This is a genomic window from Streptomyces marincola (assembly GCF_020410765.1).
GTDB classification, from domain to species: domain Bacteria; phylum Actinomycetota; class Actinomycetes; order Streptomycetales; family Streptomycetaceae; genus Streptomyces; species Streptomyces marincola.
The window spans coordinates 2,259,086-2,283,729 of the sequence record NZ_CP084541.1 but is presented as its reverse complement, the minus strand read 5'-3'; the positions used below and the strand labels follow the sequence as shown (position 1 = coordinate 2,283,729).

General features: G+C 72.5%; 19 protein-coding genes. 4 read left to right on the top strand and 15 right to left on the bottom strand.

Annotation, left to right across the window (positions count from 1 at the left end; translation table 11 throughout):
* Window positions 1-26 precede the first annotated feature (26 nt).
* The 6 genes from LC193_RS09515 to LC193_RS09490 form a co-directional block, all read right to left on the bottom strand.
* A complete protein-coding gene (locus LC193_RS09515) occupies window positions 27-1,475 on the bottom strand; it encodes an ankyrin repeat domain-containing protein (RefSeq protein ID WP_226073299.1) in 1,449 nt (482 codons plus the stop codon).
* A 324-nt stretch (window positions 1,476-1,799) separates the two neighbouring features.
* Window positions 1,800-2,876, bottom strand: a complete 1,077-nt coding sequence (locus LC193_RS09510) for an aldo/keto reductase (RefSeq protein ID WP_086160435.1) — start codon at window positions 2,874-2,876, stop codon at window positions 1,800-1,802.
* 51 nt (window positions 2,877-2,927) lie between these two features.
* A complete protein-coding gene (locus LC193_RS09505; RefSeq protein ID WP_226073298.1) occupies window positions 2,928-3,407 on the bottom strand; it encodes a VOC family protein in 480 nt (159 codons plus the stop codon).
* Window positions 3,408-3,535: 128 nt separating this feature from the next.
* Complete coding sequence (locus tag LC193_RS09500; RefSeq protein ID WP_226073297.1) at window positions 3,536-5,065, bottom strand: FAD-dependent monooxygenase; 1,530 nt, start codon at window positions 5,063-5,065, stop codon at window positions 3,536-3,538.
* Between the two features lie 5 nt (window positions 5,066-5,070).
* Window positions 5,071-5,550 carry a nuclear transport factor 2 family protein gene (locus LC193_RS09495; protein WP_226073296.1) on the bottom strand — a complete coding sequence of 160 codons (480 nt, stop codon included), beginning with the start codon at window positions 5,548-5,550 and terminating at the stop codon, window positions 5,071-5,073.
* A gap of 204 nt (window positions 5,551-5,754) precedes the next feature.
* Entirely contained in the window at window positions 5,755-7,203 is a 1,449-nt protein-coding gene (locus LC193_RS09490; RefSeq protein WP_226073295.1) for an MFS transporter, read from the bottom strand.
* Window positions 7,204-7,425: 222 nt separating this feature from the next.
* Between LC193_RS09490 and LC193_RS09485 the strand changes: the two genes are divergently transcribed.
* Window positions 7,426-8,322, top strand: coding sequence for a helix-turn-helix transcriptional regulator (locus tag LC193_RS09485; protein WP_226073293.1), 897 nt, complete (start codon window positions 7,426-7,428; stop codon window positions 8,320-8,322).
* A gap of 90 nt (window positions 8,323-8,412) precedes the next feature.
* Here LC193_RS09485 and LC193_RS09480 read toward each other — a convergent pair whose 3' ends face one another.
* The 9 genes from LC193_RS09480 to LC193_RS09440 form a co-directional block, all read right to left on the bottom strand.
* Window positions 8,413-9,324, bottom strand: a complete 912-nt coding sequence (locus LC193_RS09480; protein WP_226073292.1) for an aldo/keto reductase — start codon at window positions 9,322-9,324, stop codon at window positions 8,413-8,415.
* 138 nt (window positions 9,325-9,462) lie between these two features.
* On the bottom strand, window positions 9,463-10,623 hold the full coding sequence (locus tag LC193_RS09475; protein WP_226073291.1) for an IS701 family transposase: 1,161 nt from the start codon (window positions 10,621-10,623) through the stop codon (window positions 9,463-9,465).
* Between the two features lie 94 nt (window positions 10,624-10,717).
* Window positions 10,718-11,047: an STAS domain-containing protein gene (locus LC193_RS09470; protein WP_226073290.1), complete on the bottom strand. Its 330-nt coding sequence runs from the start codon at window positions 11,045-11,047 to the stop codon at window positions 10,718-10,720.
* A gap of 60 nt (window positions 11,048-11,107) precedes the next feature.
* Window positions 11,108-13,231 carry a glycogen debranching protein gene (locus tag LC193_RS09465; protein WP_226073289.1) on the bottom strand — a complete coding sequence of 708 codons (2,124 nt, stop codon included), beginning with the start codon at window positions 13,229-13,231 and terminating at the stop codon, window positions 11,108-11,110.
* A complete protein-coding gene (locus LC193_RS09460; RefSeq protein ID WP_226073288.1) occupies window positions 13,228-15,084 on the bottom strand; it encodes an AGE family epimerase/isomerase in 1,857 nt (618 codons plus the stop codon). Before LC193_RS09460 ends, LC193_RS09465 begins: the two co-directional genes overlap by 4 nt.
* Window positions 15,085-15,087: 3 nt before the next feature.
* Window positions 15,088-15,726, bottom strand: coding sequence for a DJ-1/PfpI family protein (locus tag LC193_RS09455; protein WP_226073287.1), 639 nt, complete (start codon window positions 15,724-15,726; stop codon window positions 15,088-15,090).
* Between the two features lie 21 nt (window positions 15,727-15,747).
* Complete coding sequence (locus tag LC193_RS09450) at window positions 15,748-16,233, bottom strand: hypothetical protein (RefSeq protein ID WP_226073286.1); 486 nt, start codon at window positions 16,231-16,233, stop codon at window positions 15,748-15,750.
* Between the two features lie 118 nt (window positions 16,234-16,351).
* The gene (locus LC193_RS09445; protein WP_226073284.1) at window positions 16,352-17,974 is read right to left on the bottom strand and encodes a thiamine pyrophosphate-binding protein; all 1,623 of its coding nucleotides are present in this window, start codon (window positions 17,972-17,974) and stop codon (window positions 16,352-16,354) included.
* A gap of 95 nt (window positions 17,975-18,069) precedes the next feature.
* The gene (locus LC193_RS09440; protein ID WP_086160448.1) at window positions 18,070-18,897 is read right to left on the bottom strand and encodes a type 1 glutamine amidotransferase domain-containing protein; all 828 of its coding nucleotides are present in this window, start codon (window positions 18,895-18,897) and stop codon (window positions 18,070-18,072) included.
* A gap of 275 nt (window positions 18,898-19,172) precedes the next feature.
* Between LC193_RS09440 and LC193_RS09435 the strand changes: the two genes are divergently transcribed.
* From LC193_RS09435 to LC193_RS09425, 3 genes are read left to right on the top strand one after another with little or no spacing between them, the layout of a single operon-like run.
* A complete protein-coding gene (locus tag LC193_RS09435; RefSeq protein ID WP_226073282.1) occupies window positions 19,173-21,155 on the top strand; it encodes an alpha-1,4-glucan--maltose-1-phosphate maltosyltransferase in 1,983 nt (660 codons plus the stop codon).
* Complete coding sequence (gene treS, locus LC193_RS09430) at window positions 21,152-22,951, top strand: maltose alpha-D-glucosyltransferase (protein ID WP_226073280.1); 1,800 nt, start codon at window positions 21,152-21,154, stop codon at window positions 22,949-22,951. Before LC193_RS09435 ends, treS begins: the two co-directional genes overlap by 4 nt.
* Window positions 22,948-24,468 carry a maltokinase N-terminal cap-like domain-containing protein gene (locus tag LC193_RS09425; RefSeq protein ID WP_226073278.1) on the top strand — a complete coding sequence of 507 codons (1,521 nt, stop codon included), beginning with the start codon at window positions 22,948-22,950 and terminating at the stop codon, window positions 24,466-24,468. Before treS ends, LC193_RS09425 begins: the two co-directional genes overlap by 4 nt.
* The last annotated feature ends 176 nt before the right edge of the window (window positions 24,469-24,644 follow it).

The following is a 24,644-nucleotide window of genomic DNA, read 5'->3' as shown; positions in this document are numbered from 1 at the left end:
GCCGGCGTCCGCCGGCCGGTGAGGGGTCAGGCGCTCTGCCCGGCGATCTGCCGCACCAGCGCGTGCGCGTCGCCGAAGGTCTCCCTGGCGATGTCGAGCGCGGTCTTGTCGTCGTGGCCGCGCAGGTCGGTGCGGGCCCCCGCGCTCAACAGGACCCGGGCGCAGTCCTCGTAGCCGTGCCAGAGCGCGTCGTGCAGCGCGGTGTAGCCGTTCGTCGCGCCCTGGTAGTCGAGGTCGATGCCGGGCGCGTCGACCAGCAGCCGGGTGATGTCGGCGTGGCCGTTGTAGACGGCCTTGTGCAGCGGGGAGGCGCCGAACGTCGGCTCCGTCGCGTTGACGTCCGCCCCCGCGGCCACCAGGGCCTGGACGATCTGGGTGTGCCCGTCCCTGCTGGCGACGAGCAGCGGGGTGTGCCGGTCGTTGAAGCCGTTGACCACCGGGAAACGGGCCTCCAGATCGGCTCCCGAGGCGATCAGACTGCGCACCCTGGCGGTGTCGCCGCTGACCACGGCGGCCATCACGCGCTGCTCCGCGATCAGCCGCTCGTCCTCGCGCCTGCGCTCCTTGAGCAGTTCCTCGGCCCGCAGCAGCCGGTCCTTGCCGAGCACGTTGACGTTCAGCTCGTAGTCGAAGTGCTCCTGGAGCGAGAAGCCGTAGTGGGTGTGCAGGCCGAGCCCGGCGCCCTGGTCAAGCAGGTAGCCGACGATCTCCGGCCACTTGAACCACAGGGCGTCCATCAGCGGCGTGTGCCCCGTGGTGGGCGCCACGGCGTCGACGAACGCCCCCGCCTCCACGAGCACCCGCACGGTCTCCAGGTCGCCGCGCTGAACGGCCTTGTGCAGGGCGGTGGTTCCGGCCCGGCTGTCGGTGCCGTACACGTCGCCGCCCGCCGCGATCAGCAGGCGCAGCGTCTCGGCGTCCCCGCGGCCCGCGGCGGTCTGAAGGATCGTCAGACCCGTGGCGGGGTCGCGGTGGTCGGGGTGGCCGCCCTCCCGCAGCATCGCGGTCACCTCCCGCCGGTCGCCGGCCGACACGGCGGCCAGCAGGCGGGCGTCCACGTCGGAGCGGAACATGGCGACCTCGCCCGAGGCGTCGAAGAACGCCTTCCAGTGGTGGACGAGTTCGTCGTCACCGACGGTGAGGATCATCGAGAACTCGAATTCGACCTCGAAACCCGTGACCCGGTGGTGGATCTTCTGGTAGTTGATGACGAAAGCGCGATTGCCCTCGACCACCATGTCCCGCTGCTCGAACTCGGTGACCTCGCTGCGTTCGCTCCTGAGCCGGAACGCCTCGATGACGCCTTCCTTGCCCAGCCAGCGGCCGGTGTTGGGAACGGCCAGGTTGTGAGCGGTGCGCGGGAGATCGAAGACGATGTTGGGGGCGAGGGCGGCGAGCACTCCCTCGACGTTGCCCGAGGCGACATCGGCGAACAGCTTGCCGACGATCTCCCGGGTGCGTGCCGCGTCCACCATGCGTTACTCCTAGGAATGTGGGAAAGGGGGATCGGTGAAGAGTCAACTCCCCGCGCACCGCCAGGAAAAAGGAAAAGCCACCGGTCCGTTCCCACTCGGCGGACTGCACGAAGTGCGTTTCCTGCGGGTGCGGGAAAAGTGGGCGCGGGTCCGGGAAGATCCGGAAAAGGACCGGGCGAAGATCCGGGAAGGGGCCGGGAAAGGCCCGGGGAAGGCTTGGAACCGGGCGCGGAAGGGCGGGAAGCGGGGCGCGGAGGGCGGGATGCGGGCGGAACGGGCGCGGCCTTGGTCCGGCCGGGCGGCGGCCCGGCCGGGCCCGTCCCGTCAGTCGCGCGGCACCGGGTGGAAGGCGTCGTCTGCGACTCCGCGGCGCACCGTCGTGCGGCGGTCCTCGATGTCCTGCCAGCCGGGGCCGTACATGTCGTGCAGGGTGATCGGGTCCCGCAGCAGGTCGTGCGGGTAGCCGAGGGTGATCGACGAGACGGCGTCGAGCCGTTCCAGCTGGTCGGCCGCCAGCCGCACCTCGGCCGCGCCCAACGTCTCCTGGAGCTGGTACTCCTTGGTGGCCCCAAGCAGCGGGATCACGGTGCCGGGGCGGGACATGAGCCAGGCGAGAGCCACCTGGGCGGCGGTCCAGCCGCCCTCGGCCGCGATGGCGACCACCTCGCGGACCAGGGCGTCGCTGCCCTGCGAGCTGTGGTTCCTCGGCTGCACGGTCAGCCGCCCCGTACCGCCCTCCAGGTACTTTCCGGTGAGCCGTCCCTCCGCCAGCGCGCCCCAGCAGAACACGGGCAGGTCGAACTGCCGCGCCATGGGCAGCAGGTCGCGCTCGGGCCCGCGCTCCAGCAGGTTGTAGCGGATCTGCATGCCGACGAACGGGGACCAGTCGCGCAGCTCCGCCATGGTGTTGGCCTGGGCGACCTCCCACGCCGGCCAGTTCGAGACGCCGACGTAGCGGATCTTCCCGGCGCGCACCTGGTCGTCCAGGGCCCGCATCAGCTCGGGCACCGGGGTCAGGGTGTCGTGGGCGTGCACCCACAGCAGGTCCAGGTAGTCGGTGCGCAGCCGGCGCAGGCTCGCCTCGATCGAGGAGACCATGTTCTTGCGGTGGTTGCCCGCGGAGTTGACGTCCGCCAGGTCGGTCTGGAGGGTGAACTTGGTGGAGAGGACGAAACGGTCCCGGCGGGCGCCGAGCAGCTCCCCGAGCATCGTCTCCGAGGTGCCGCCCGTGTAGTGGTCGGCGGTGTCGATGAAGTTGCCGCCCGCGTCGGCGTAGGCGTCGAGGATGCGGGCGCTGGTCTCCCTGGGCGCCCCCCATCCCCAGTCCTCGCCGAAGGTGACGGTGCCGAGGGCGAGTTCGGAGACCCGGACCCCGGTCTTGCCGAGCACGGTGTAGCGCATGATTCTCCCGGTGTGAGTGGTGTCGGTGCGGTGCGGTGCGGTGGCGCCGGGTCAGCGGGCGACGATCGGGCTGTGCTGCTCGTACAGTTCGATCAGCTCGCCGGCCGGGCCCCGGACGAACGCCACCCGCACGTCCACCTCGGGGGAGCCGTTGAGGGTCAGCGACATCGGCTCGCCCGTCCAGTCGCCCAGGCCGTGCGGCAGGCCGCCGGCGCGCAGGCTGGAGCGGTACGCCTCGTCGACGTCCGGCACGATCAGGGCGATGTGGGCCAGCGGCCCGTCCTCGGAGGTGACGCCGGGCCGCCCGCCGGGGAACAGCTCGACGTAGGCGTGGCCTTCCAGCTCGACGTAGATGCCGCGGCCCCGGTAGACGACCTGGCCCTCCCTGGTGGCGCTCTCGGTGAACTCGTAGCGGCGGGTGAAGCCGAGGCCCTCCTGGTAGAAGCGCAGGGAGGCGTCGATGTCGGGGCACATGACGGCGACGTGCATCAGCGTGGTGGCGCCCGGCGGGCGGGTGAAGGTCAGGGCCATGGGGGACTCCCGTGGAGAGTGCGGGCACGCGGAACGTGGGCCGTGGCGGCCGTGGGCGCGCCCGGGACGAGACGGACGGTGGTGGCGGTGGCGCGGTGCCGGCGGCGGGGCGAGGGCCGCGCGGCGGCTCAGGTGCTCGCCGGCCAGGGCCGGTTCAGCCAGGCGCGCAGGGCGCCGGGCAGCGTGGCGGCCTCCGGCCCCGGCGCGGTCAGCGCGACGTGGCCGTCGGGCCGTACCAGCACGGCGTGCGGCAGGTCGTCGACCGTGGCCACCGCGAGCGGGGTCGGGCTCGTGGCGGCGGCCTCGTCGACGGCCAGAACGGTGTCGGCGCCGAGCCCGGGCGGCAGCAGCAGCGACCAGCCGATGCCCTCGGCCATGCCGGGGCGCGGCGGCATCCGCTCGCCGACGCGCGGGTGGGGCGTGCCCGGCTCGGCGCCCGGGTAGGCCGTGGCGATCTGCGCGAGCCGCCGGGCCAGCCAGGTCTGGAACTCGGGGATGCGGCTGGCCGCGGCGAGCACCTCGTTGCGCAGGTGGATGCTCTGCGGGTCGCTGAGCGTGGAGGCGTCGTGCAGCTGCGCGGTGAACCCGAGCACGCCCTGGGCGATGGCGCGCCGCTCGGCGTTGTACGTGTTCAGCAGCGCCGGGGACGCGGTGCCGTCGAGCACGGCACCGAGCTTCCAGGCGAGGTTGAACGCGTCCTGGATGCCGGTGTTCATGCCCTGCGCGCCGACCGGGCTGTGCACGTGGGCCGCGTCGCCGACGAGGAACACGTTGCCCTTCGAGAACGCGTCGGCGAGCCGGTGGGTGACCCGCCAGGTCGAGGCCATCTCCAGGCGCCTGACGCGCGCGCCCGCGGCGGTGGGCCCGCGCGTGTCCAGCATGTGCTGGATGTCCTCAAGGCTCGGCGTCCCGGCGTCGTCGTCGACCAGCGCGACGATCCGGTACAGGTCGCCCGGCAGGTGGGAGACGGCCAGCAGGCCGGCGGGGGAGAAGAAGAAGGTGATCTCGCCCTCGGGGCCCGACCACTCCATCTCGAACTCGATCAGCGCGAAGTTGTGCGGCCGGTCGTGGCCGACGAACGGGATGCCGGCGCGCTGCCGCACGGTGCTGTGGATGCCGTCGCAGCCCACCACGTAGCGGGCCTGCACCGACGTCACCTCGCCGGTCTCGTCGTCGACGATCAGGGCGTTCATCCCCGGGTACAGCTCGGTGAGGTCCAGCAGCGTGTGCCGGCGGTGCACGGTGCCGCCCAGCTCTTCGAGCCGGGCCTGGAGCACCTCCTCGGTCGTCTGCTGGGGGATGGCGAGCACGAACGGGTAGGGCGTGTCCAGCTCGTCGAACGGCGTGGAGACGACCTGGCGCTCCCCGTCCCGCGCGACGAAGGCGCGTCCCGCGCGCCCCCGCGCGACGAGCGGCTCGGCGGCGCCGATGGTCGCCAGCGACTCCAGGGTGCGGGCGTGCGCGGCGGCGGCCCTTGAGTGGACGGCGGGCGCGGCGGCCCGGTCGATCAGCAGGTGGTCCACGCCCATCGTGCGCAGCGCGGAGGCCAGGGCGAGGCCGGTCGGTCCCGCACCGACGATGAGCACGTCGGTGGAGCTCGGCAGCCTGCGGTCGGCGCGCCCCCCGGGCGCCTCGGCGGGAGACGGTGTCGTGGGCACGCGGCTCACCTCCCGTCGACGGCCGGGTCGGGGCGGCCCGTCAGGCCGAGGGGGTTGAAGAACTCGGTGAAGCGGCGGATGCGTCCGTAGGCGTCGAACTCGAATATGCCGATGTTCTCGTTCTGGTATTGCGTGCCGTCGGTGAGTTCACCGCGCGGGTACCAGTGGACGACGACGCGGTCCGGGTCCTGCGTCGGCATGATGTCGGTGCCGGGAAAGCTCAACCGCGCGTAGCCGTCGGCCTCTTCCCGGTAGAAGGCGTAGACGTCGGCCCGGCCGCTGAGCAATTGCGGTATGCGGCCGTCCGCATAGGGCGCGACGACGGTGCAGTCGTCCGCCCACAGTTCGATCCAGGATTCGATGTCCCGTTCCTGGAGGAGGCGGAAGTAGGAACGCAGCGAGACGACGTTCCGCTCCCGGCGCGCGGATGCGGACAGCGTGGTGCTCTCCGCGCCGAGGAATGGTAAGGACAATTCATCTGTCACCGTGGTGCTCCGTTCGCTGGAATGCCTCCATTGAACGGGCGGGTGGCGACGGCCATCAACGATTCCGAGTGAGCGCGCGCGCATTACCGACAGTTGACGCAGTAGGCCGCTGCCGGGGGCGGCAGCGGCCTGGGGGGAGTGGACGCGTGGAGGCGAACAGCACGGCGGCCCACCCCCGGGGGAAAGGGTGAGCCGCCGTGGTTCTCAGCGAGCCGCGACCTCCGCGGGGCCTGAGCCCCGGGCGCCCAGTGAGGGCTCGGTCGCGTCCGCCGAGGACTCCCCGTCCGGTGGGGTGGCCGGACGGCGCAGGAACAGTACGGTGATGAGCACGCCGGCGAGGCAGACCAGGCCGCCGGCGAGCATGCCCGCGTGCAGGCCGCCGAGGTGGGCGTCGACGGCGGAGCGGGTGGACTCCAGGGCCGCGGTGCGGCTGCTGGCGATGGCGGCGAGCGCCGCGGTGCCGATGGCGCCGACGAACTGCGGCATCTGCGCCAGGCCGCCGACCACGCCCTGCTCGTCGTCGCGCAGCCCCGAGGTCATCGCGTTGATGAAGGCGACCACGGCGAGCACGTGCCCGAAGCCCATCGCGCCCGAGGTGAGCAGCAGCAGGGGCAGGTTCGTCTCGTTGGGCAGGACCACCATCGCGGCGGTGCCCGCGGCCTGGATGCCGAGGCCGGCCACCAGCGTCCTGGGGCCGCCCCAGGCGCCGATCAGGCGGGAGACGATGAGGCCGGAGACCAGGGCGCCCAGGCCCTCGGCGAGGAAGCCGAGGCCGGTCTCAAGCGCGCTCCAGCCGAGGATCTCCTGCATGTAGAGGCTGAGCAGCACGGTGGTTCCGCCGCACATGCCGAAGGTGATCAGGCCGACGATCCAACCCCACTTGATCGAGGGCCGGTTGAGCAGCGACAGCGGCACGAGCGGCGACGGGTGCCGGCGCTCGACCAGCAGGAACGCGCCGAGCAGCAGCACCGCGAGCACCAGGGCGGCCATGGTCGGCCCGCTGCCCCAGCCGTTGTCGGCGCCGGTGCTCACCCAGTAGACCAGGGCGAAGAGACCACCGCTGACCAGCACGGCCCCCGGCACGTCCAAAGCCCGCCGCGTGCGCTCCCGGTCGGCCGACAGGACGGCCAGGCCGCTGATCAGCACGGCGGCGCCGACGATGGCCATGATGAGCATCGTCCACCGCCAGTTGAAGGCGCTGGTGATCACGCCGCCGCCGATGGTGCCCACGACGAAGCCGAGCGACAGGAGGGCGCCGTTGACCCCCAACGCCTTGGTCCGCTGAGGCCCTTCGGGGAAGACCGTGGTCAGCAGCGCGAGCGCCGTGGGACTGATCATCGCCCCGGCGATGCCCTGGCCCGCGCGGGCGGCGACCAGGGTGCCCGGGTTGGCGGCCAGGCCGGCGATCAGGGAGGTGATGACGAGCAGGAGCAGGCCGAGCAGGAACAGGTTGCGCCGCCCCATCCGGTCGGACAGCCGACCGAAGAGCAGCAGCAGGCTCGCGGTGGGAAGCAGGCACGCGGTGACAACCCACTGGAGGTCGCCGGTGCCGGCGAAGCCCAGGGCGCTGCCGATCTCCGGCAGGGCGACGGCGACGATCGAGAAGTCGAGGCCGACCACGAACGTCGCGCTGCACAGAGTGACCAGGATCATCCAGCCGCGGGCACCCAGGCTCGTGTCGTCGGCAACCGGTTCGCTCGCTGGAGGGGACGGGTTGTTTGTCACGGCGCTGCCTTTCGAGGGGTCCTTGCCAGTCGATAAGGAAGCCTGCGCCTGTTCTTCGTGCTTACCCAGCCCTCTCCTCAGCCTACGCAGTCGGTGCGTACCATTCCCAGGGGTAGGCTTTCTGACTGCCAGTCAGGGACAATTGTGGTCATGCATCCACAGCGATCCGAGTTGGGCGAGTTCCTCCGGTCACGGCGGTCCCGACTGCTGCCGGAGGACGTCGGGTTGACGGACTACGGTACGCGGCGCCGCGTACCGGGGTTGCGTCGCGAGGAGCTGTCGCAGCTGGCCGGGGTCAGCGTCGCCTATTACACACGGCTGGAGCAGGGGCAGAGCGTCAACGCGTCGGACGCCGTACTCGACGCGCTCGCCCGGGTGCTGCGCCTCGACGAGCACGAGCGCGACCACCTGATCAGCCTCGCCCGCCAGCCGGGCCGCGGCGGGGGCGCCCGCCGCCAGCGCCCCGAGCGGCTGCGGGACGGCGTGCGCCTGCTCGTGCGGACCGCCACCAGCCCGATGCTGGCCATCGGGCGCAGCACCGACGTCCTGGCGTGGAACCGCTCGGCCCACGCGCTGCTGGCCGGGCACCTGGACTACGCCGCGCCCGACCGGGCGGCCAGCCGCCCGAACCTGGCCCGGCTGGTCTTCCTCGACGCGCACAGCCGGGAGTTGTACGCCGACTGGAAGGCCAAGGCGCGGGACGCCGTGGCCGACCTGCGGGTCGTCGCCGGGCGTTACCCGGACGACCAGGCGCTGACCGCGCTCATCGGCGAACTGAGCGTCAAGAGCCAGGAGTTCGCGTCCCTGTGGAGCACGCACCCGATCCGCGGCTGCTCCCACTTCGTGCGCCACTTCAGGCACCCGGTCGTGGGCTCGCTCTCCCTGACCAACGAGGTGGTGCAGCTGCCGGACGACGACGGGCAGCGCCTCGCGCTGTTCGCGGCCGAGCCGGGCTCGCCCTCGGAGGCCGCGCTGCGGCTGCTGACCGACCTGAGCGCCGAGGACGTCGCGGTGCCCGCCCGGCAGAGCGGGACCGGCGCGCTGTAGGAGCCGTCGGCCCGCCCGCGGGCGGGCCGACGGCGCGCGCTCGGCGGTGCGGGCGCGCCCGGCCCTGGCCGTGCGGGCGGGCCGGGGCCGTTACGCCGGCGCGTCCAGCTCGCGCAGCCGCGCGTCGTCGAGCCTGACGTCCCACGCCCCCATGTTCTCGGCGAGGTGCTGCTCGGACGAGGTGCCGGGGATGGGCAGGACGGTGGGGGAGCGGTACAGAAGCCAGGCCAGCGCCACCTGGGCCGGGGTGGCCCCGACCTCCGCGGCGAGCCGGCCGAGCCGGCCGCCCGGGCGGGCGTGGTCGCCCAGCGCCATGGGGAAGAACGGCAGGAACGCGATGCCGTGCCGCTCGCAGTGGTCGACGACGTCGTCGTGGCGGCGGTCGGCGAAGTTGTACTGGTTCTGCACGGCCGCGATGGGCGCGACGGCCGACGCCTCCTCGATCTCCCGCACGGAGACCTCGGAGAGCCCGATGTGCGCGACCTTCCCCTCCTCCTGGAGCTGCCGCAGCGCGCCCACCTGGTCGGCCAGCGGCACCTGGGGGTCGATGCGGTGCAGCTGGAGCAGGCCGAGCGTCTCCACGCGGAGCCTGCGCAGGCTGAGTTCGGCCTGCTGGCGCAGGTACTCGGGTCGGCCGAGCGGCGTCCACTCGCCGGGGGACGGCCGCGCGACACCGCACTTGGTGGCGATCAGCAGCCGTTCCGGGTAGGGGTGCAGCGCCTCGGCGACGAGTTCCTCGTTGCCGCCCAGGCTGTAGGCGTCGGCCGTGTCGACGAGTTCGACGCCCAGTTCGACGGCGCGGCGCAGCACGTTCAGGGCGTGCGCGCGGTGCGCCGGGGGGCGCCACACGGGCGAGGGGTGGGGCAGGGGCACCGGACCGTCGGCCAGCCGCATCGCGCCGAAGCCGAGGCGGCGCACCGGGGTTCGCCCGCCGATGGCGAACGTCGGCCGGGGCGCCTGTGCGCTCCGCGGTTCTGGGACGGAGGTGCGGGGTGCTGTCATGGCGGTGGGACCGTCCCTCGGGTCGGGTCGGGGTGGCACGCGGCCGGGGAGGGGGTCCTCCCCGGCCGCACAGTATGAACGCCGGGGCCTGGTCCCAGCCCGTCCCTGTCAGTGGTAGGAATCCCGAGCCTGGGACGTTCAGGGCAGGGCAGGAGCGGGCATCCGCAGGGCAGGATGGGCACTCAGCAACTCTTGACCGAAGGCCCAGGCAACCGAGACCATCGTCATGTGGTGGTGCCAGCCCCGAAAGGAGCGCCCCTCGAAATCATGCAGGCCGTAGTCGGCCTTCAGCTGGTGCAGCGTGTCCCTGCCGCGGTTGGCCAGGCCGGCGAGCCCCATCACCTCGTCCAGTGGGCGCTGGGTGAGGTTGGTGATCCAGGTACCGCCACTGGGGCAGTGGCTCGATCCGCGTTGCAGTACTAAACGCACGACGGTGCGCGACTGGTGGCCGGTGCGGGTGGGTAGGTGCACCTGGGCGGAGACGAACGAGAACGCGTTGGCGCGCGTCCTGAGATCCGCACCGTGCGCGTCGGCCGCCATGCGCGGGCGCCGCTGGCCGGGGCGCGCGGAGTTCTCGGCGGACGTCCCCGCCTCGGCGAGCAGCGGGTCGGGGGCCAGCGCGCGCAGGGAGTCGTCCGTGCGCAGCACGAAGTCGACGCCCCGGTCGGCCAGCGCGGCTGCCAGGGCGACGGCCCCGCGGGGATCGGCGGTGTCGGCGACCAGCGGGGCGGGAGGCACCCCCCAGCGCGAGGTCTCGTCGACCATGGACAGGATCTCGGCCCACTCGGGCAGGCCCCTGTTCTCGTCCGGCAGGTTCGCCTTCTGCCTGGCGTCCTCGTCGTCCGCCCACTTGCCGCTCAGCAGCAGGCGCCAGTCCACCGGCACGTCGCTGCGGTCGTCGGACAGCGAAAGCGCCAGTCCTACTTGGCAGTTGACGCGTCGGCCCGCCTCGGGAACGAACTGCTGCACGACCCCGACGGAGTGGCATCCGCGCTTGGGGATCGTCGCCCGGCTCACCACCCAGGCCCGTGAGGCGGAGGACGCCGCGCGGCGGCGGGCCAGCTGCGCCCTGATGGGCACCCAGTCCCAGGGGCTCTGGTTGATGAACTGCTGAAGGGACTGGTTGACGGGCAGGCAGAGCAGGTGCTCCGCCATTTTCCTGACCGTCTTCCTGCCCTCAAGGAAAAGCAGTCCCCGCAGATACACCTCGGCCCAACGACGCTGATCCACACGTGGCATGGAATCGAAGATCTGCTGGCAGAAAGCACTGACCTTGGCGTCCATCTCGGTCCCATACATGACCGGACTTATCTGAGCGGTATTCAAGTTCCCCCCTGGTGGTAGAAGATCCTGATACATGGGTGGTCGGCCCCGAGAGCGCTGCTTTTCTTGGTCAGTCCCCTCTTGCGACATGATCTTCCACAAGGGTGAGCGCGCTTTCCATTCCCGCTTGCGACAGCATCCGGCGCACCGGCTCCCGTGTGCCCTTGACCAGGATGCGCCCGGGCTCGGGCAGCCGTTGCTGTGCGAAGGCCAGACAGCGGGCCCCGCCCGCGACGATGGAGTGCAGCTGGTCCGTTTCCAGCACGATGCTTCGCGCGCCCCTGGCGAGGGCCTGGTCGATCAGCGACCGCAGTACCGGGACATCGGATTCCCCGAGGTCGCCCGATAGGTGCACGGCGGCGGAGTCGCCGGTGAAACCCAGATATGCTTCAAAGGACATGCTTACTCTCCTGAGTGTGGAGTCTGCGGTGACGGCCTCATCGCCGGAAAGAAGCGCCGGTCAGATTCCGGGAGGGGCGGGGGAATCGTCCTGCGCTGCGGGCACCGCGGTCAGTACGAGCGTCGAATGCGCCATGAGCCGTAATAACGGCTCGCCGCCCTCCGGTCCGGTTCCGGACCAGCGCGGTTCGTGTCCCGGCTCGTGCGCGAGCGGCCCCTCCTCGTCACCTGTGTCGACGAAGAGGTGCCAGCGCGTCCCGCTCGGGGCGGGGGGCGGAGCGACCAGGCGCGGTCGTTCGTCCGCGTTGACGGCGACCAGGACGGTGTCGCGCTCGCCCTCGGGCGGCTCCTGGTGGAACAGTCCGACCACCAGCCGGGACGACGGTGACCAGTCGGGTTCGCCGGGGCGTTCGCCGTGCCAGCTGACCGGCGGGTACTCCCAGCCTTCCGGTCGCTCCTCGGAAGGCGCACGGCTGCGGCGGACCGCGGGATGCCGGCGTCGGAAGGCCCACAGGCACCGGACGAACTCCAGCCGCTGGACGTGCCGTTCGGCAAGGGTCCAGTCGACCCAGCTGGTCTCGTTGTCTTGGCCATACGCATTGTTGTTGCCCAGCTGGGTGCGTCCGAACTCGTCTCCCGCGGTCACCATCGGGACACCGGTGCTGACCGCGAGCAACGTGAGGGCCCCGTGCACCAGCCGCGCGCGGCGGCGCAGGACGTCGGGGCGTTCCGTGGGGCCCTCCCAGCCGCAGTTCCAGCTGTGGTTCACCGCGATGCCGTCCGTGCCGCCCTCGCCGTTGGCCTCGTTGTGCGGCCGGTCGTACGAGGCCCAGTCCGCCAACGTGAAACCGTCGTGGCTGGTCACGTAGTTGACGGAGGCGCCGGCCCCGCGCGCGCCGTAGAGGTCGGGCGATCCGGCCAGGCGCAGCGCCAGTTCGCGGGCGCCGGCGTCCTGGCCGGTGAGGAACCGCCTGACGGCGTCCCGGTAGCGGTCGTTCCACTCCGACCACCGCCCCCGGTGGGAGGCGGTCGCGGAGGGGAACGCGCCGACCAGGTCGAGGCCGGTCGCGTCGTTGGCCTCGGCGATCAGCCGCCGGTCGGCCAGCTCGGGGTCCTCGGCGATCTCGCGCAGCAGCGGCGGGTCGGCCAGCGGCGTCCCGTCGCCGCCCCGGGTGAGGATGCCCGCCATGTCGAAGCGGAAGCCGTCCACGTCGTACTCCCTGACCCAGTGGCGCAGGGCGTCCAGGATCAGGGCCCTGGCGGCGGGGTGGTTGGCGTTGACGGTGTTGCCCGTGGCCGTCAGGTTGCGCGGCCTGCCGTCGGGGCCGAGCAGGTAGTAGCCCTCCTCGTCCAGGCCGCGCAGGGAGAGGGTGGGCCCGCGGTGGTCCCCCTCCGCCGTGTGGTTGAAGACCACGTCGAGGATCACCTCGATGCCCGCGGCGTGCAACGCGTCGACGAGGTCCCGGAGTTCGCGGACGGCGCCCGCGCGCTCCGGGCGGGCGGCGTAGGCGCTCTTCGGGGCCGCCCACGCCACCGGGTCGTAGCCCCAGAAGTTGGCGAGCGGCCGGCCGGTGCCCGGCTCCCGGTAGGTGTTGTCGGTCTCGTCGAACTCGGCGATCGGCAGCAGCTCCACGCAGTTGACCCCGAGCCGCAGCAGGTGGCCGATCTTCTCGCGCAGGCCGGCGAACGTTCCCGGGTGCGCGGTGCCCGACGAGGGGTGGCGGGTGAAGCCGCGCACGTGCAGCTCGTAGACGACCAGGTCCTCGACCGGGAGCGCCGGACGCGGCGGGCGGCGGCGGCGCGGCCGTCCTGCGGTGACCACGCACCGCCAGCGCGGCCGGACGCCCCACTCCTCCCCGCCCGCCAGGGCCCTGGCGCGGGGGTCGAGCAGCAGGTCGCCCTCGGGGCCCACGAGCAGGTAGTCCGCGTCCCCGGGGGCGAGTCCAGGGACCGTGAGGTCCCAGCGTCCTCCCGGGCGGTCGGGGACGGGGAACGGCAGCTCCGCCAGCGGTTCGCCGTGTTCCGGGTCGAGCAGCAGCAGCGAGAGCCGTTCCGCGTGCGGGGCGTGGACGGCGAAGTGCACGCCCTCGGGGACCACCGTCGCCCCCAGCGGGCGGGCGGCGGCGCCGGGGGGCCGGGACGCCGGGGCGGCGTCCCGGCCGGGAAGTCCGGGGCTCGCGGTCATCCCCGTTCCCCCGGGGGAAGGGGGCGCAGCGTCGCCCGCACGCTGAGCCGGTGCTCGCTGCGGGGCAGCCGCACCGTCATGGCCTGCGCGTCGAAGTCGTCCCAGACCGCGCCGTCCACGCGGACCTCGGCCAACTCCACGCGCCCGCGCGGCAGGACGTCGGGCGCGACCCGGAGCAGGCCCCCGGGGTAGGAGGCGTCGGGTCCGGGCGCGAACCAGAGGGTGAGCGGCTGCCCGTGGATCAGCAGCCGGCCGTACACCTCGGCCAGGTAGCACAGTTCGGCCTTGTGGTACATCGCCATGGCGTGGCTGCCCTTGAGCCGCTCGTTGCCCATCAGGAACGGAATGCCCTGGGCGAGCACGGTGAAGTGGACCGCGCCCTCGTCGTGGTCGGGGAAGAAGGCGTTGTAGAAGGCGAACGCCTCCCTCGCGTGCCGCAGGTGGGAGCCTTCCGGCCCGGCGTCCCTGGCGGGGCCGGCCCCGGCGGTCTGCCCCGCCAGCACCAGGTACGCCAGGATCGCCTGCTCCTGCTGCCACCACGCCTTGCGGTCGTGCCACACGAAGTCGTGCCGCCCCTCGGGGCCCGGCATGCGCTGCACCAGGTCGTACCAGCCGCCGCGCTGCGGGTCCCGGCCGAGGTCCGGCATGGTGCGCGCGATCCGCTCGGCCAGCGCGGCGTACTCCGGCTTGGGGAGCACGGCGGCCATGCGCGTCAGGTTCCACGCGATCTTGAGGTTGTGGCCGACGACCGCGCGGTCCTGCTGCCAGCCCCACGCGCGGTCGGGGGTCCAGTCGCCGTGGAACCGCTCGTCGACGAACGGGCTGCCCCCGGGCGAGCGGTCGGGGAGCCGCGTCACGATCATGTCGAACGCGTGCTCCAGCATCCGCAGGTGGCTCTCCTCCCCGGTCGCCAGGTAGAGGTTGAAGAGGTAGGCGGGCGCGTGGTCCCCGATGGAGTTCCAGTTCTTCCTCGACCGGTTGATGCCGAGCGCCTGGTCGTGCGGGCTGAGGCTCACCGGGTGGATGTGCGAGTACCAGCCGCCGAGTCCGCGGTCCGCGAAGTACCGCTCGAACAGGCGGAGGGTGCCGCGGATGTCGGCCAGCAGCGCCGGGTCGCCCGTGACCCGGTAGGTCTGGGTGAGACCCACGAGCGCGTAGATCTGCTCGTAGGCGGGGATGGCCTGGTAGTCGTCACCGAACTCCGAGGCGAACAGCTTGCGTTCGCCGTCCGCCCGGCGTTCGAGGCCGTGGTACCAGTAGACGACGTCCTCGTCGGTGAACCGCATGTGGTCGTGGAGGTAGCGCGAGCCGCGGTCGGCGACGTCGAGGAAGTCCTCGTCCCCGGTCAGGAGGTAGGCGCTGGCCATGCCGTAGACCATCCGGGAGATGGTGTCGGTCTCCTGGACCTCGTCCGGCTTGCCCCCGCCCGCGCTCAGCACCGTGCGGTACCGGGCGAAGTCGACCGGGCCCCGGCCGAACTGCGCGGTGCGGTAGAACGCGGCCAGCTCCCTGAGCTGGTCCACCCACCAGCCCGAGGTCTCGTAGCGGCGCAGGTCGTCCGCGTCCCCGACGAAGACCAGGCGGTCCGCCTGGAAGCGCAGGCCGCCGCTGTCCGGGTACACGGGACCGTAGGAGAAGACCAGGACGCCGGGCCGCAGCAGCTCACGCAGCCGGCCGGTCTCGTCGCGGTACGGCTCCCCGAGGTTGCGCAGCCACTGGGCCGTGGTGGTGTCCGTGAGCCGCACCGTGCGCCGGCTCCCGCCGAACGTCCTGAGGACGAAGACGTCGCCGCGGGCGGATTCCACGTAGCCGCCGACCAGGTCGGAGAAGGTGAAGTCGATCTCAGCCGGCACGGGTCACCCCTCCGCGCGCACGCCGGGCGCCGCGGGCGGCGGGGCCAGGGTGTCGATCACGGTGCGGGCCAGCAGGTGGCAGTGGCCGACGGTCCGCCCGGTGATGAGGTCGCCGTCCACCACGATGTCCTGGTTCACGTAGAGGGCGCCCATGTTGCGGACGTCGCCGACGAGGTTGTTGTGGCAGGTCACCGCGCGGTTGCGGACCAGCTCGGGGGCGGCTGCCACCAGCATCAGGCCGTGGCAGGAGAACGCCTTCACCAGCTTGGGCAGCCGGAAGGCGCGCCGCATCAGGTCGAGGGCCGGCGCCGGCCGTTCGATGTCCTCGCTGTAGCGGAGCCGGTCGGCGACCATGCCCGAGGGGGTCACCAGCGCGGACAGGTGGTTGAGCTGGTCGTAGGTGAAGGTCTCAAGGTCGCCGTCGACCGTGACCTGGGCCCGGTACTCCTGCCCGGTGAACGTGAGGGACTGCTGCCCCCAGAGCCGGCTGAGCAGGACGACCTCCGCCCCTTCCTCGGCGAAGCGCTGCTGGTAGTAGGAGATCTCGTGCTCGACGAAGTCGCTCTCCATGAGGATGGCGACGCGGTGCCCCGCGAGGCGGGGTGGGGTGACGGTCGGTGCACCCGAGCCGATGGCGCTCATGGCCACTCCTGTGTGCGGTTCTCAGACGGACGGATGGGTGGTGGGCTTCCCGCCCGCCTCTGGCACGGCGTCGTCGGCGAGGCGGGGCGGGGGAACGGGGAGGACGGCGCAGGTCCTGATCACGGGCCCGCTCCCGGTCACGACGGTGGACAGCTCGACCCGGGCGGCGCGGGTCGCCGTGGGCGCCCCGCCGTCGCGCGGGGTGACGGTCCAGCCGATGTCGCAGGCGGCGTCGGCGTGCAGCGGGGAGGTGAGCCTGATCTCCGGCTCGCCGACGGCTCCGCAGCGCAACTCCCGGGTGCGCACGAACTCGTGCGCCCAGGCGCGGACCGCCTCAGGGCCGCGCAGGTCGCGGCAGGGGAGGTGCAGGACCAGGCCGCGGGGCGACAGCAGGCGCAGCAGCGCGTCGGGTTCGTTCCACGGCCCGAGCGCGGCCAGCGCCCGGTGGATCAGCTCCCGCACCGTCTCCCGGGTGAGGGCGCCGGGGCGGTGGGCGTCGGTGTTCACGGTGGCTCCTTCCGCGTTCGCCCCCACCCGGCGCGGGCGGCCTGGCGGTGCGGCGCCGGGTGGGGCGGGGACGGTGGGTGGGGGCGCGCCCGGGTGAGGGGCGGCCCGGGGGCCGGGGTCAGGCGATGACCAGGTCGACGAGGAACGGCCCGCGCGCGCCGAGCATCGCCGTCACCGCGTCGTCCACGTCCGCGACGTCGGTGACCCGCACCGCCGGCACGCCGAGCGAGGCGGCCAGGTCGTGGAAGCGGATGTCGGGGTGGGAGAGGTCGAACGCCGAGGGGTGCGCGTGCGGCGCGATCCCAAGGCCCCGCCAGTACTGCTCGATGTTGTCGTCGAGCAGCTGGTAGCGGCGGTTGTTGCAGATGACGAACGCGGCCCCGATGTCGTACCTGGCGGCGGTCCACAGGGCCTGGATCGTGTACATGCTGCCGCCGTCCCCGGTGAACGCCACCACGGGCAGCTCGGGATGGGCGATCTTGATGCCCAGGGCGCCGGGGATGCCGACGCCGAGGGAGCCGCCGCGCGTCTGGAAGAACCGCCCTGGCGTGGTCGGCGGCAGGTGCCGGTTGAGCGCGGGCGACGCGGTGAGCGCCTCGTCGAACACGACCAGGTCCGCGGGGGCCCGCGCGGCGAGGCGCTGCGCGAAGCGTTCGAGCACGGTGCCGGCCGGCTCGGTGCCCACCGGGGCGCGCACCGGCTCGGCGCCCCGGGGGTGGGCGCCGCCGGCCCCGTTGGGGCGCAGCCTTCTGACCTCGGCGGACAGGGCGGCGAGCGTCAGCCGCGGATCGGCCACGAGCCCGTGGTCCACGGGGAAGTTCTTGGCGATCTCGTAGGCGTCCAGGTCGATCTGGACGATGCCGGCCTCCGGGTGGAACGGGTCGGTCAGCGCGGGGAACACCTCGGGGAAGACGCTGGTGCCGACGACGAGGACGGCGTCCGCGTCGCGCACCACGCGCGCGCTGTTCTCGCCGAACATGTGCCCGACCTGGCCGCCGTACAGCGGGTGGGTGGTGTCCAGGTTGACCTCGGAGTCGTTGACGCCCCACACGGGGGCGTTCAACAGCTCGGCCAGCTCCGCCAGTTCGCGCTGGGCTCCGCTGACGGACACGCCGTCGCCCATCAGGATCAGCCGGCGCCGCCCGGCGAGCAGCGTCCGGGCGGCCCGCGCCACCTCGTCGGCGGTCGGCACCACGCGGGTGGACGGCAGCGGGGCGGGGACGGCCGGCTCGGCGGTGAGCTGGTCGAGGACGTCGGCGGGCAGCACCACCACGACGGGGCCGCGCGGCGGGGTCATGGCCATCTTGACCGCCCGGCGCAGCACCCGGAGCGTGGAGGCGGGGTCCACAACGCGCGTAGCGTACTTGGCGACCGGCTCGGCCATCGCGACGAGGTCGACCGCCATCTGGCCGTCCATCGCGTCGTAGCGGACGCCGGCCTCGCCGACGAGCACCACCAGGGGCGAGCCGCCCCGCTTGGCCTGGTAGAGCATCCCGATCCCGTTGCCGAGCCCCACGCCGCTGTGCAGCTGGACGAGCCCGGGGCGCTGGGTGGCGCGGGCGTAGCCGTCGGCCATGCCCACCGCCACTCCCTCGTGGAGGGTCAGCAGATAGGAGAGGTCGCTGCGTTCTGCCTCGTCGAGGAATCCCTGCTCGACGGTTCCGGGATTGCCGAACATGTGGGTGATGCCATCGGCGGCGAATTGTTCGTATATAGCGGACTTACCGGGGCGGGCATGCATGGGGTCTCCTGGTGGGGCGTGTCTTCAAAGGGGGCGGGGCAGGGCGGACTCTTCGAAGACACGCCCTGATTCACCCGGCGGGCGGTGGCGTGCGCCTACCAGCCGTACCTCCGGAGCCCTTCCTCCAGGACGCGCACGAGGAGTTCGGCGGACAGCGTGGCGTCGGGGGTGGAACGGGCGGTGATGAACGGGTAGTCCACGAGGGCCGACAACTCCCGGCCCACATTGCCGATGAAGGCGCCGTCGGGCCCGGTGGCGTCCCGGAGGATGTATTCCAGCGGGTACGGCGGCGGCCCCATGTTGAAGTCGACGCCGACGAAACCGGTCCCGTCTTTGTAGTCGTACTCCTTGGGGTGGCCGGTGACCCGCTTGCCCCACAGGATCGACTCGCGGGTCTCCAGGTTCCGGGCGAAGGCGAGCACCGCGACGCCGTAGCACTCGGCCAGGATCGGCTTGTCGGCCGCGGCGAAGGCGAGCACCACCTCGTGCAGGCGCTCGTTGTTGGCCAGGTCGACGATGGGGCCGCTGCCGCCGACGAGGACGAGCGCGTCGAAGCTCGCCACCAGGTCCTCCGTGGCGCTGGCCAGCCGCCGGTGGTACTCCTCCAGCTCCCGCAGGTGGTTCAGGGAGCTGTAGTAGGGGCGTTCCGGGATCAGGTCCGAGAGGCTGAGCGGGTTGTCCAGCCGGCTGGAGGAGTCGATGTCCGCCGCCCTGCGCGCCATGTCACGCGTGGTGACCGACCTGCCGAGCGGAGGGTCGATGTAGTCGGGGTCGAGGCTCGGGGGCAGGGCCACAGGGCGCCTGCCGTTCGGGGTCATATAGGTCAGCCGGTAGCCCTGGGCCTCAAGCACTTCGACGGGGCCGACCAGTTCCTCCCCCCAGTATCCGAATTCGGACAGCACAATAAGAACGCTGCGTGACATGGAGTCTCCGTCCATTTCTCCGGCCCCGCCACGGCGGCGGCGGCGCGGTGGCACGTGAGAAATTCAACCCAGGCCGCCCGGTGGGCACAAGCTTTCGACTCGCGCGGGCGACAACTCCTGTGACTTGACGATATGGCAGCTTTCACCCGAGCAAAGGGCAACGTACTTCAGTTAGTTGACGCAGCAGTCGGCAATGGTCGCCGCTCTTTCCCGTGTGGGCCCCAGCCTGCCGCATCCTGTGATCGGCGGGGCATCCCACTACCTGAGGATTGAGGATGGGAAAGAGATTGACAATCGAAGCACTTTCCCCCGTTAATGGCGGGGGTGAGTATCCGGCGAAGGGGGTTGTGGGAGAACATCTTCCGCTTTCCGCGGTCATCTGGCGCGAGGGGCACGAGGCTCTCGCGGCGCACGTCACCTTCACCGGTCCGCTCGGCCCTGGCACCGAACGCCGCGAGGTGACCGTACCGCTCGCCCTGACCGACCCGGGCGAGGACCGGTGGGAGGCCACCGTGGTCCCCGACCGGCCGGGCCTGTGGACGTTCCGCGTCACCGCCTGGAGCGCGCCCTGGGAGACCTGGCGGCACGGTCTTCGCGCGAAGCTCGACGACGGCCGGCCGGCGGACCGGCTCGCCAACGAACTGGAGTCCGGCGCGCGGCTGCTTGAGCGCATGGCCGAGGGCGCGGGGAGCCCGGAACGGGCCGGCATCCTGCTGCGCGCCGCCCGGGCCCTGCGGGAGACGGCGCTCCCGCTGGCCGACCGGGTCGCCCCCGCGCTGTCCCCCGAGGTCACGGAGCTGTCCCGGCTGCACCCCGTGCGCGACCTGGAGACCCGCGGCGACGCCTACCCCATCTGGGTCGACCGCCCGCGCGCCCTCACCGGCGCCTGGTACGAGTTCTTCCCCCGCTCCACCGGGGGCCGCGACGCGGCGGGCCGCCCGGTGCACGGCACCTTCGCCACGGCCGCGGCCGACCTGCCGCGCATCGCCGGCATGGGGTTCGACGTCGTCTACCTGCCGCCCGTCCACCCCATCGGCGAGATCCACCGCAAGGGCGCCAACAACGCGCTGACGGCGGGCCCCGACGACGTCGGCTCGCCCTGGGCGGTGGGCAGCGCCGACGGCGGCCACGACGCCGTCCACCCCGCGCTCGGCACCCTGGAGGACTTCGACGCCTTCGTCGACACCGCGCGCGGTCTCGGCCTTGAGGTCGCGCTCGACCTCGCCCTCCAGTGCGCCCCCGACCACCCCTGGGTCCACGAGCACCCGGAGTGGTTCACCCACAGGCCCGACGGGAGCATCGCGTACGCGGAGAACCCCCCGAAGCGCTACCAGGACATCTACCCGCTCGACTTCGACACCGACCCCGCGGGTCTTGGCGCCGAGGTGCTGCGGATCGTCCGCTTCTGGGCCGACCACGGGGTGCGCGTCTTCCGCGTCGACAACCCGCACACCAAGCCGGCCGCGTTCTGGCACTGGCTGCTGTGGCGGGTCAAGAGCACCCACCCGGACGTCCTGTTCCTCGCCGAGGCGTTCACGCGCCCCGCCGTCCTGAAGGGGCTCGCGCGGCTCGGCTTCACCCAGTCCTACACCTACTTCACCTGGCGCACCGGGCGCGACGAACTCGCCGCCTACGCCAAGGAACTCGCGGACTCGGCGGACTTCCTGCGGCCCAACCTCTTCGTCAACACCCCCGACATCCTCCACGCCGGGCTCCACCACGCGGGACCCGCGATGTTCGCCATCCGCGCCGCGCTGGCCGCGACCATGTCCCCCACGTGGGGTGTCTACTCCGGTTTCGAACTCTTCGAGAACGAGCCGCTGCGGCCCGGTTCCGAGGAGTACCTCGACTCCGAAAAGTACGAGCTGCGCCCCCGCGACCACGCGGCGGCGCTGGCCGCCGGGCGGTCGCTCGCCCCGTGGATCACGCGGCTGAACGAGATCCGCAGGGCACGGCCCGCGCTGCGCCAGCAGCGCCACCTCGTGGTGCACCCGTGCGACCACGACGAGGTGCTCGCCTACACCAAGACCGACCCCGCCACCGGTGAGCGCACCCTGTGCGTGATCACGCTCGACCCGGCCGCCCCCGTCGACGTCACCGTCGCCCTCAGCCCCGAGAGCACCGGCAGGGCCACCGGCGCGCCCTTCACCGCCCACGACGACATCACGGGCGAGGACGTGACGCTTTCGGCCGCGACCCGGCTGCGGATCGACCCGCGCACGGCGGTGGCCCGCGTCATCTCCTGGGGGGCGCGATGAGCACCCCGCGCCTCGTGCCGGGGAACGCGCCCGCCCCGCGCCGCGGTACGGGTCCGGCCAAGACCGCCGGGCCCGCCGCCGAGACCGGCTGGTACAAGCGCGCCGTGTTCTACGAGGTCCTGGTCCGGGCGTTCCACGACAGCGACGGCGACGGCTCGGGCGACCTCAAGGGGCTGCGGGACAAGCTCGACTACCTCAAGTGGCTCGGCGTCGACTGCCTGTGGCTGCCCCCGTTCTTCGACTCGCCGCTGCGGGACGGCGGTTACGACGTCCGCGACTACCGCGCCGTGCTCTCCGACTTCGGCACCATCGACGACTTCGTCGACCTCGTCGACGCCGCGCACGCCCGGGGCATACGCGTCATCACCGACATGGTGATGAACCACACCAGCGACAGCCACCGGTGGTTCCAGGAGTCGCGCCGCGACCCAGAAGGGCCCTACGGCGACTTCTACATGTGGGCCGACGACGACAAGGGCTACGCGGATGCCCGGATCATCTTCGTCGACACGGAGACCTCCAACTGGGCCTACGACCCGGTGCGCCGGCAGTACTACTTCCACCGCTTCTTCTCCCACCAGCCGGACCTCAACTACGAGAACCCGCGCGTCCACGACGCGATGCTCGACAACCTCCGCTTCTGGCTCGACCTGGGCATCGACGGCTTCCGCCTGGACGCCGTCCCCTACCTCTACGCCGCCGAGGGCACCAACTCCGAGAACCTGCCGGCCACCCACGCCTTCCTCAAGAAGGCCAGGCGGATGGTCGACGCGGAGTACGCGGGCCGGGTGCTGCTGGCCGAGGCCAACCAGTGGCCCGAGGACGCCGTCGCCTACTTCGGCGACCCGGAGACCGGCGGCGACGAGTGCCACATGGCGTTCCACTTCCCGCTGATGCCCCGCATCTTCATGGCGGTGCGCCGCGAGTCCCGGTTCCCCATCTCCGAGATCCTGGCCACCACGCCGAAGATCCCCTCCGGCGCCCAGTGGGGGATCTTCCTGCGCAACCACGACGAGCTGACCCTGGAGATGGTCACCGACGAGGAACGCGACTACATGTACGCGGAGTACGCCAAGGACCCGCGCATGCGCGCCAACGTCGGCATCCGGCGGCGGCTCGCCCCGCTGCTCGACAACGACAGGGGCCAGCTCGAACTCTTCACGGCGCTGCTGCTCTCGCTGCCGGGCTCGCCGATCCTGTACTACGGCGACGAGATCGGCATGGGCGACAACATCTGGCTCGGCGACCGCGACGCGGTCCGCACCCCGATGCAGTGGACACCCGACCGCAACGCCGGCTTCTCCACCGCCGACCCGGGCAAGCTCTACCTCGCGCCGGTCATGGACACCATCTACGGCTACCAGTCCACCAACGTCGAGGCGCAACTCGCCACCCCGACCTCGCTGCTGCACTGGACGCGGCGGATGCTGCACATCCGGGCGGAGCACCCGGCGTTCGGGCTCGGGGACTTCCGCGAACTGCACGTCTCCAACCCCGCGGTCCTCGCGTTCACGCGCCACCACATCCGCCCCGACGGCACCGACGACCTGGTGGTCTGCGTCAACAACCTCTCCCGCTTCCCCCAGCCCGTCGACCTGGAGCTGGCGCTCCACGGCGGCACGTCCCCCGTCGAACTGACCGGGCGCGTGCCGTTTCCCCCCGTCGGTGAAGGACCCTACGCGCTCACCCTGCCGGGACACGGCTTCTACTGGTTCTCCCTGGAGAGCCCCGAGGACGCCGAGCCGGCCCTCACCCCCCTCGTTCCCGGGACGCCGGAGGAGGACACCACTCCATGAGCCCACCACAGGACGGCGCCGACCGGGACGGGCGGCGGCCGGTGACCGAGGAAGCCCCCGGCGCCGCACCGCCCCCGCGCGAGGCCGCACCGCTGCCCGCGCGCCTGCCCCTGGTGCTCGCCGCGTGGCTGCCCAGGCAGCGCTGGTTCGCCGCCAAGGGGCGCGTCATCGACGAGGTCGCCGTCGAGCAGCAGATCCCCCTGGACGACCGGCTCGCGGAGGGCGGCTGCCTCGGCCTGCTGCTGACGCTGCGCGTCGAGTTCGCCGACGGCGGCCCGGCGGAGCTGTACCAGGTGCCGATCGGGCTGCGCTCCGCGCTGCCGCCCGCGCTCGAACCCGCCGTCATCGCCGCGCTCGACGGCCTGGTCTGCTACGACGCCCTGGCCGACCCCGAGATCACAGCCGCGGTGCTGCACGGCATCGCGACCGGGCGCACCCTGGGCGACCTCCGCCTGCGGGCCGAACCCGGGGCCGGCCGGCTGCCCGCCTCCGGCACCCGGGTCTCCCGGCCGCTCGGCGTGGAGCAGAGCAACAGCTCCGTGGTGCTGGACGAGCGCTACCTGCTCAAGTTCTTCCGGCGCCTCCAGCCCGGCGTCAACCAGGAGCTGGAACTCCCGCGCGCCCTGCTTGAGGTGGGCGGCGCGGGGCACGTGCCCGCGATCCTCGGCTCGGCCGAGGGCACGCTCGACGGCCGCCCGGTCACCTACGCGGTGGTCCAGCACTACGTGGCCAACGCCGCCGACGGCTGGTCCATGGCCCTCGGCAGCGTCCGCGACCTGCTCGCCGGCGGGCAGGTGCCCGACCAGGCGGGCGGGGACTTCGCCTCCGAGGCCCGCCGCCTCGGCCACACCGTCGCCGAGGTCCACGACGGCCTCGCCCGCGCCCGGGGCACCCGGGTCCTGGGGCGGGACGGGATCGTCGCCGTGGTCGCCGAGATGCGGGCCCGCCTTGAGCGGGCCAGAAGGCACATATCCGCGCTCGACCGCCACGCCGGCTCCCTCGACGTGCTGTTCACGGCCGTCGAGTCCGCGGTCGACGAGGTCACCATCCAACGCGTGCACGGGGACCTGCACTTGGGCCAGGTCCTGCGCACCCCGACCGACTGGCTCCTCGTCGACTTCGAGGGGGAACCCGCCGCCACCCAGGACGAGCGCCTGCGGATGCGCTCACCGCTGCGCGACGTCGCGGGAATGCTCCGCTCCTTCGACTACGCGGCCCACCACCAGTTCATCGAGCCCGGCCACCCGGCCGTGCCCGACCCCGCGGCGCTCCGGCTCGCCGACGAGTGGTCGAGGCGCAGCCAGGCCGCCTTCTGCGAGGGCTACGCGGAACGCTCAGGCACCGACCCCCGCGACCAGCCCCTGCTGCTGCGGGCCCTGCTCGCGGACAAGGCCGTCTACGAGGCCGTCTACGAGTCGCGTTGGCGCCCCCACTGGGCGTCCCTGCCGGTCGCGGCCGTCAGGCGCTACGCGCGCGAGATCGCCTCGGGCTCCCCCCGGGCGCACGATTTCTTCTAGCCCCAGCTACGCCGTTCCGGAACGCCGGTGACGCGCGCGCCGGGGACCTGGACGGGTGAGGCAATTCCGGGGGCGGCATTCCCGTCCGCCCCCGGAAGGCCCGCCCCGGCCGCCCACTCCGTTAACTGGCCCGAGTGCGCGCGCGTTTCCCCCGCACGCTGTCACCCGCCGACGGG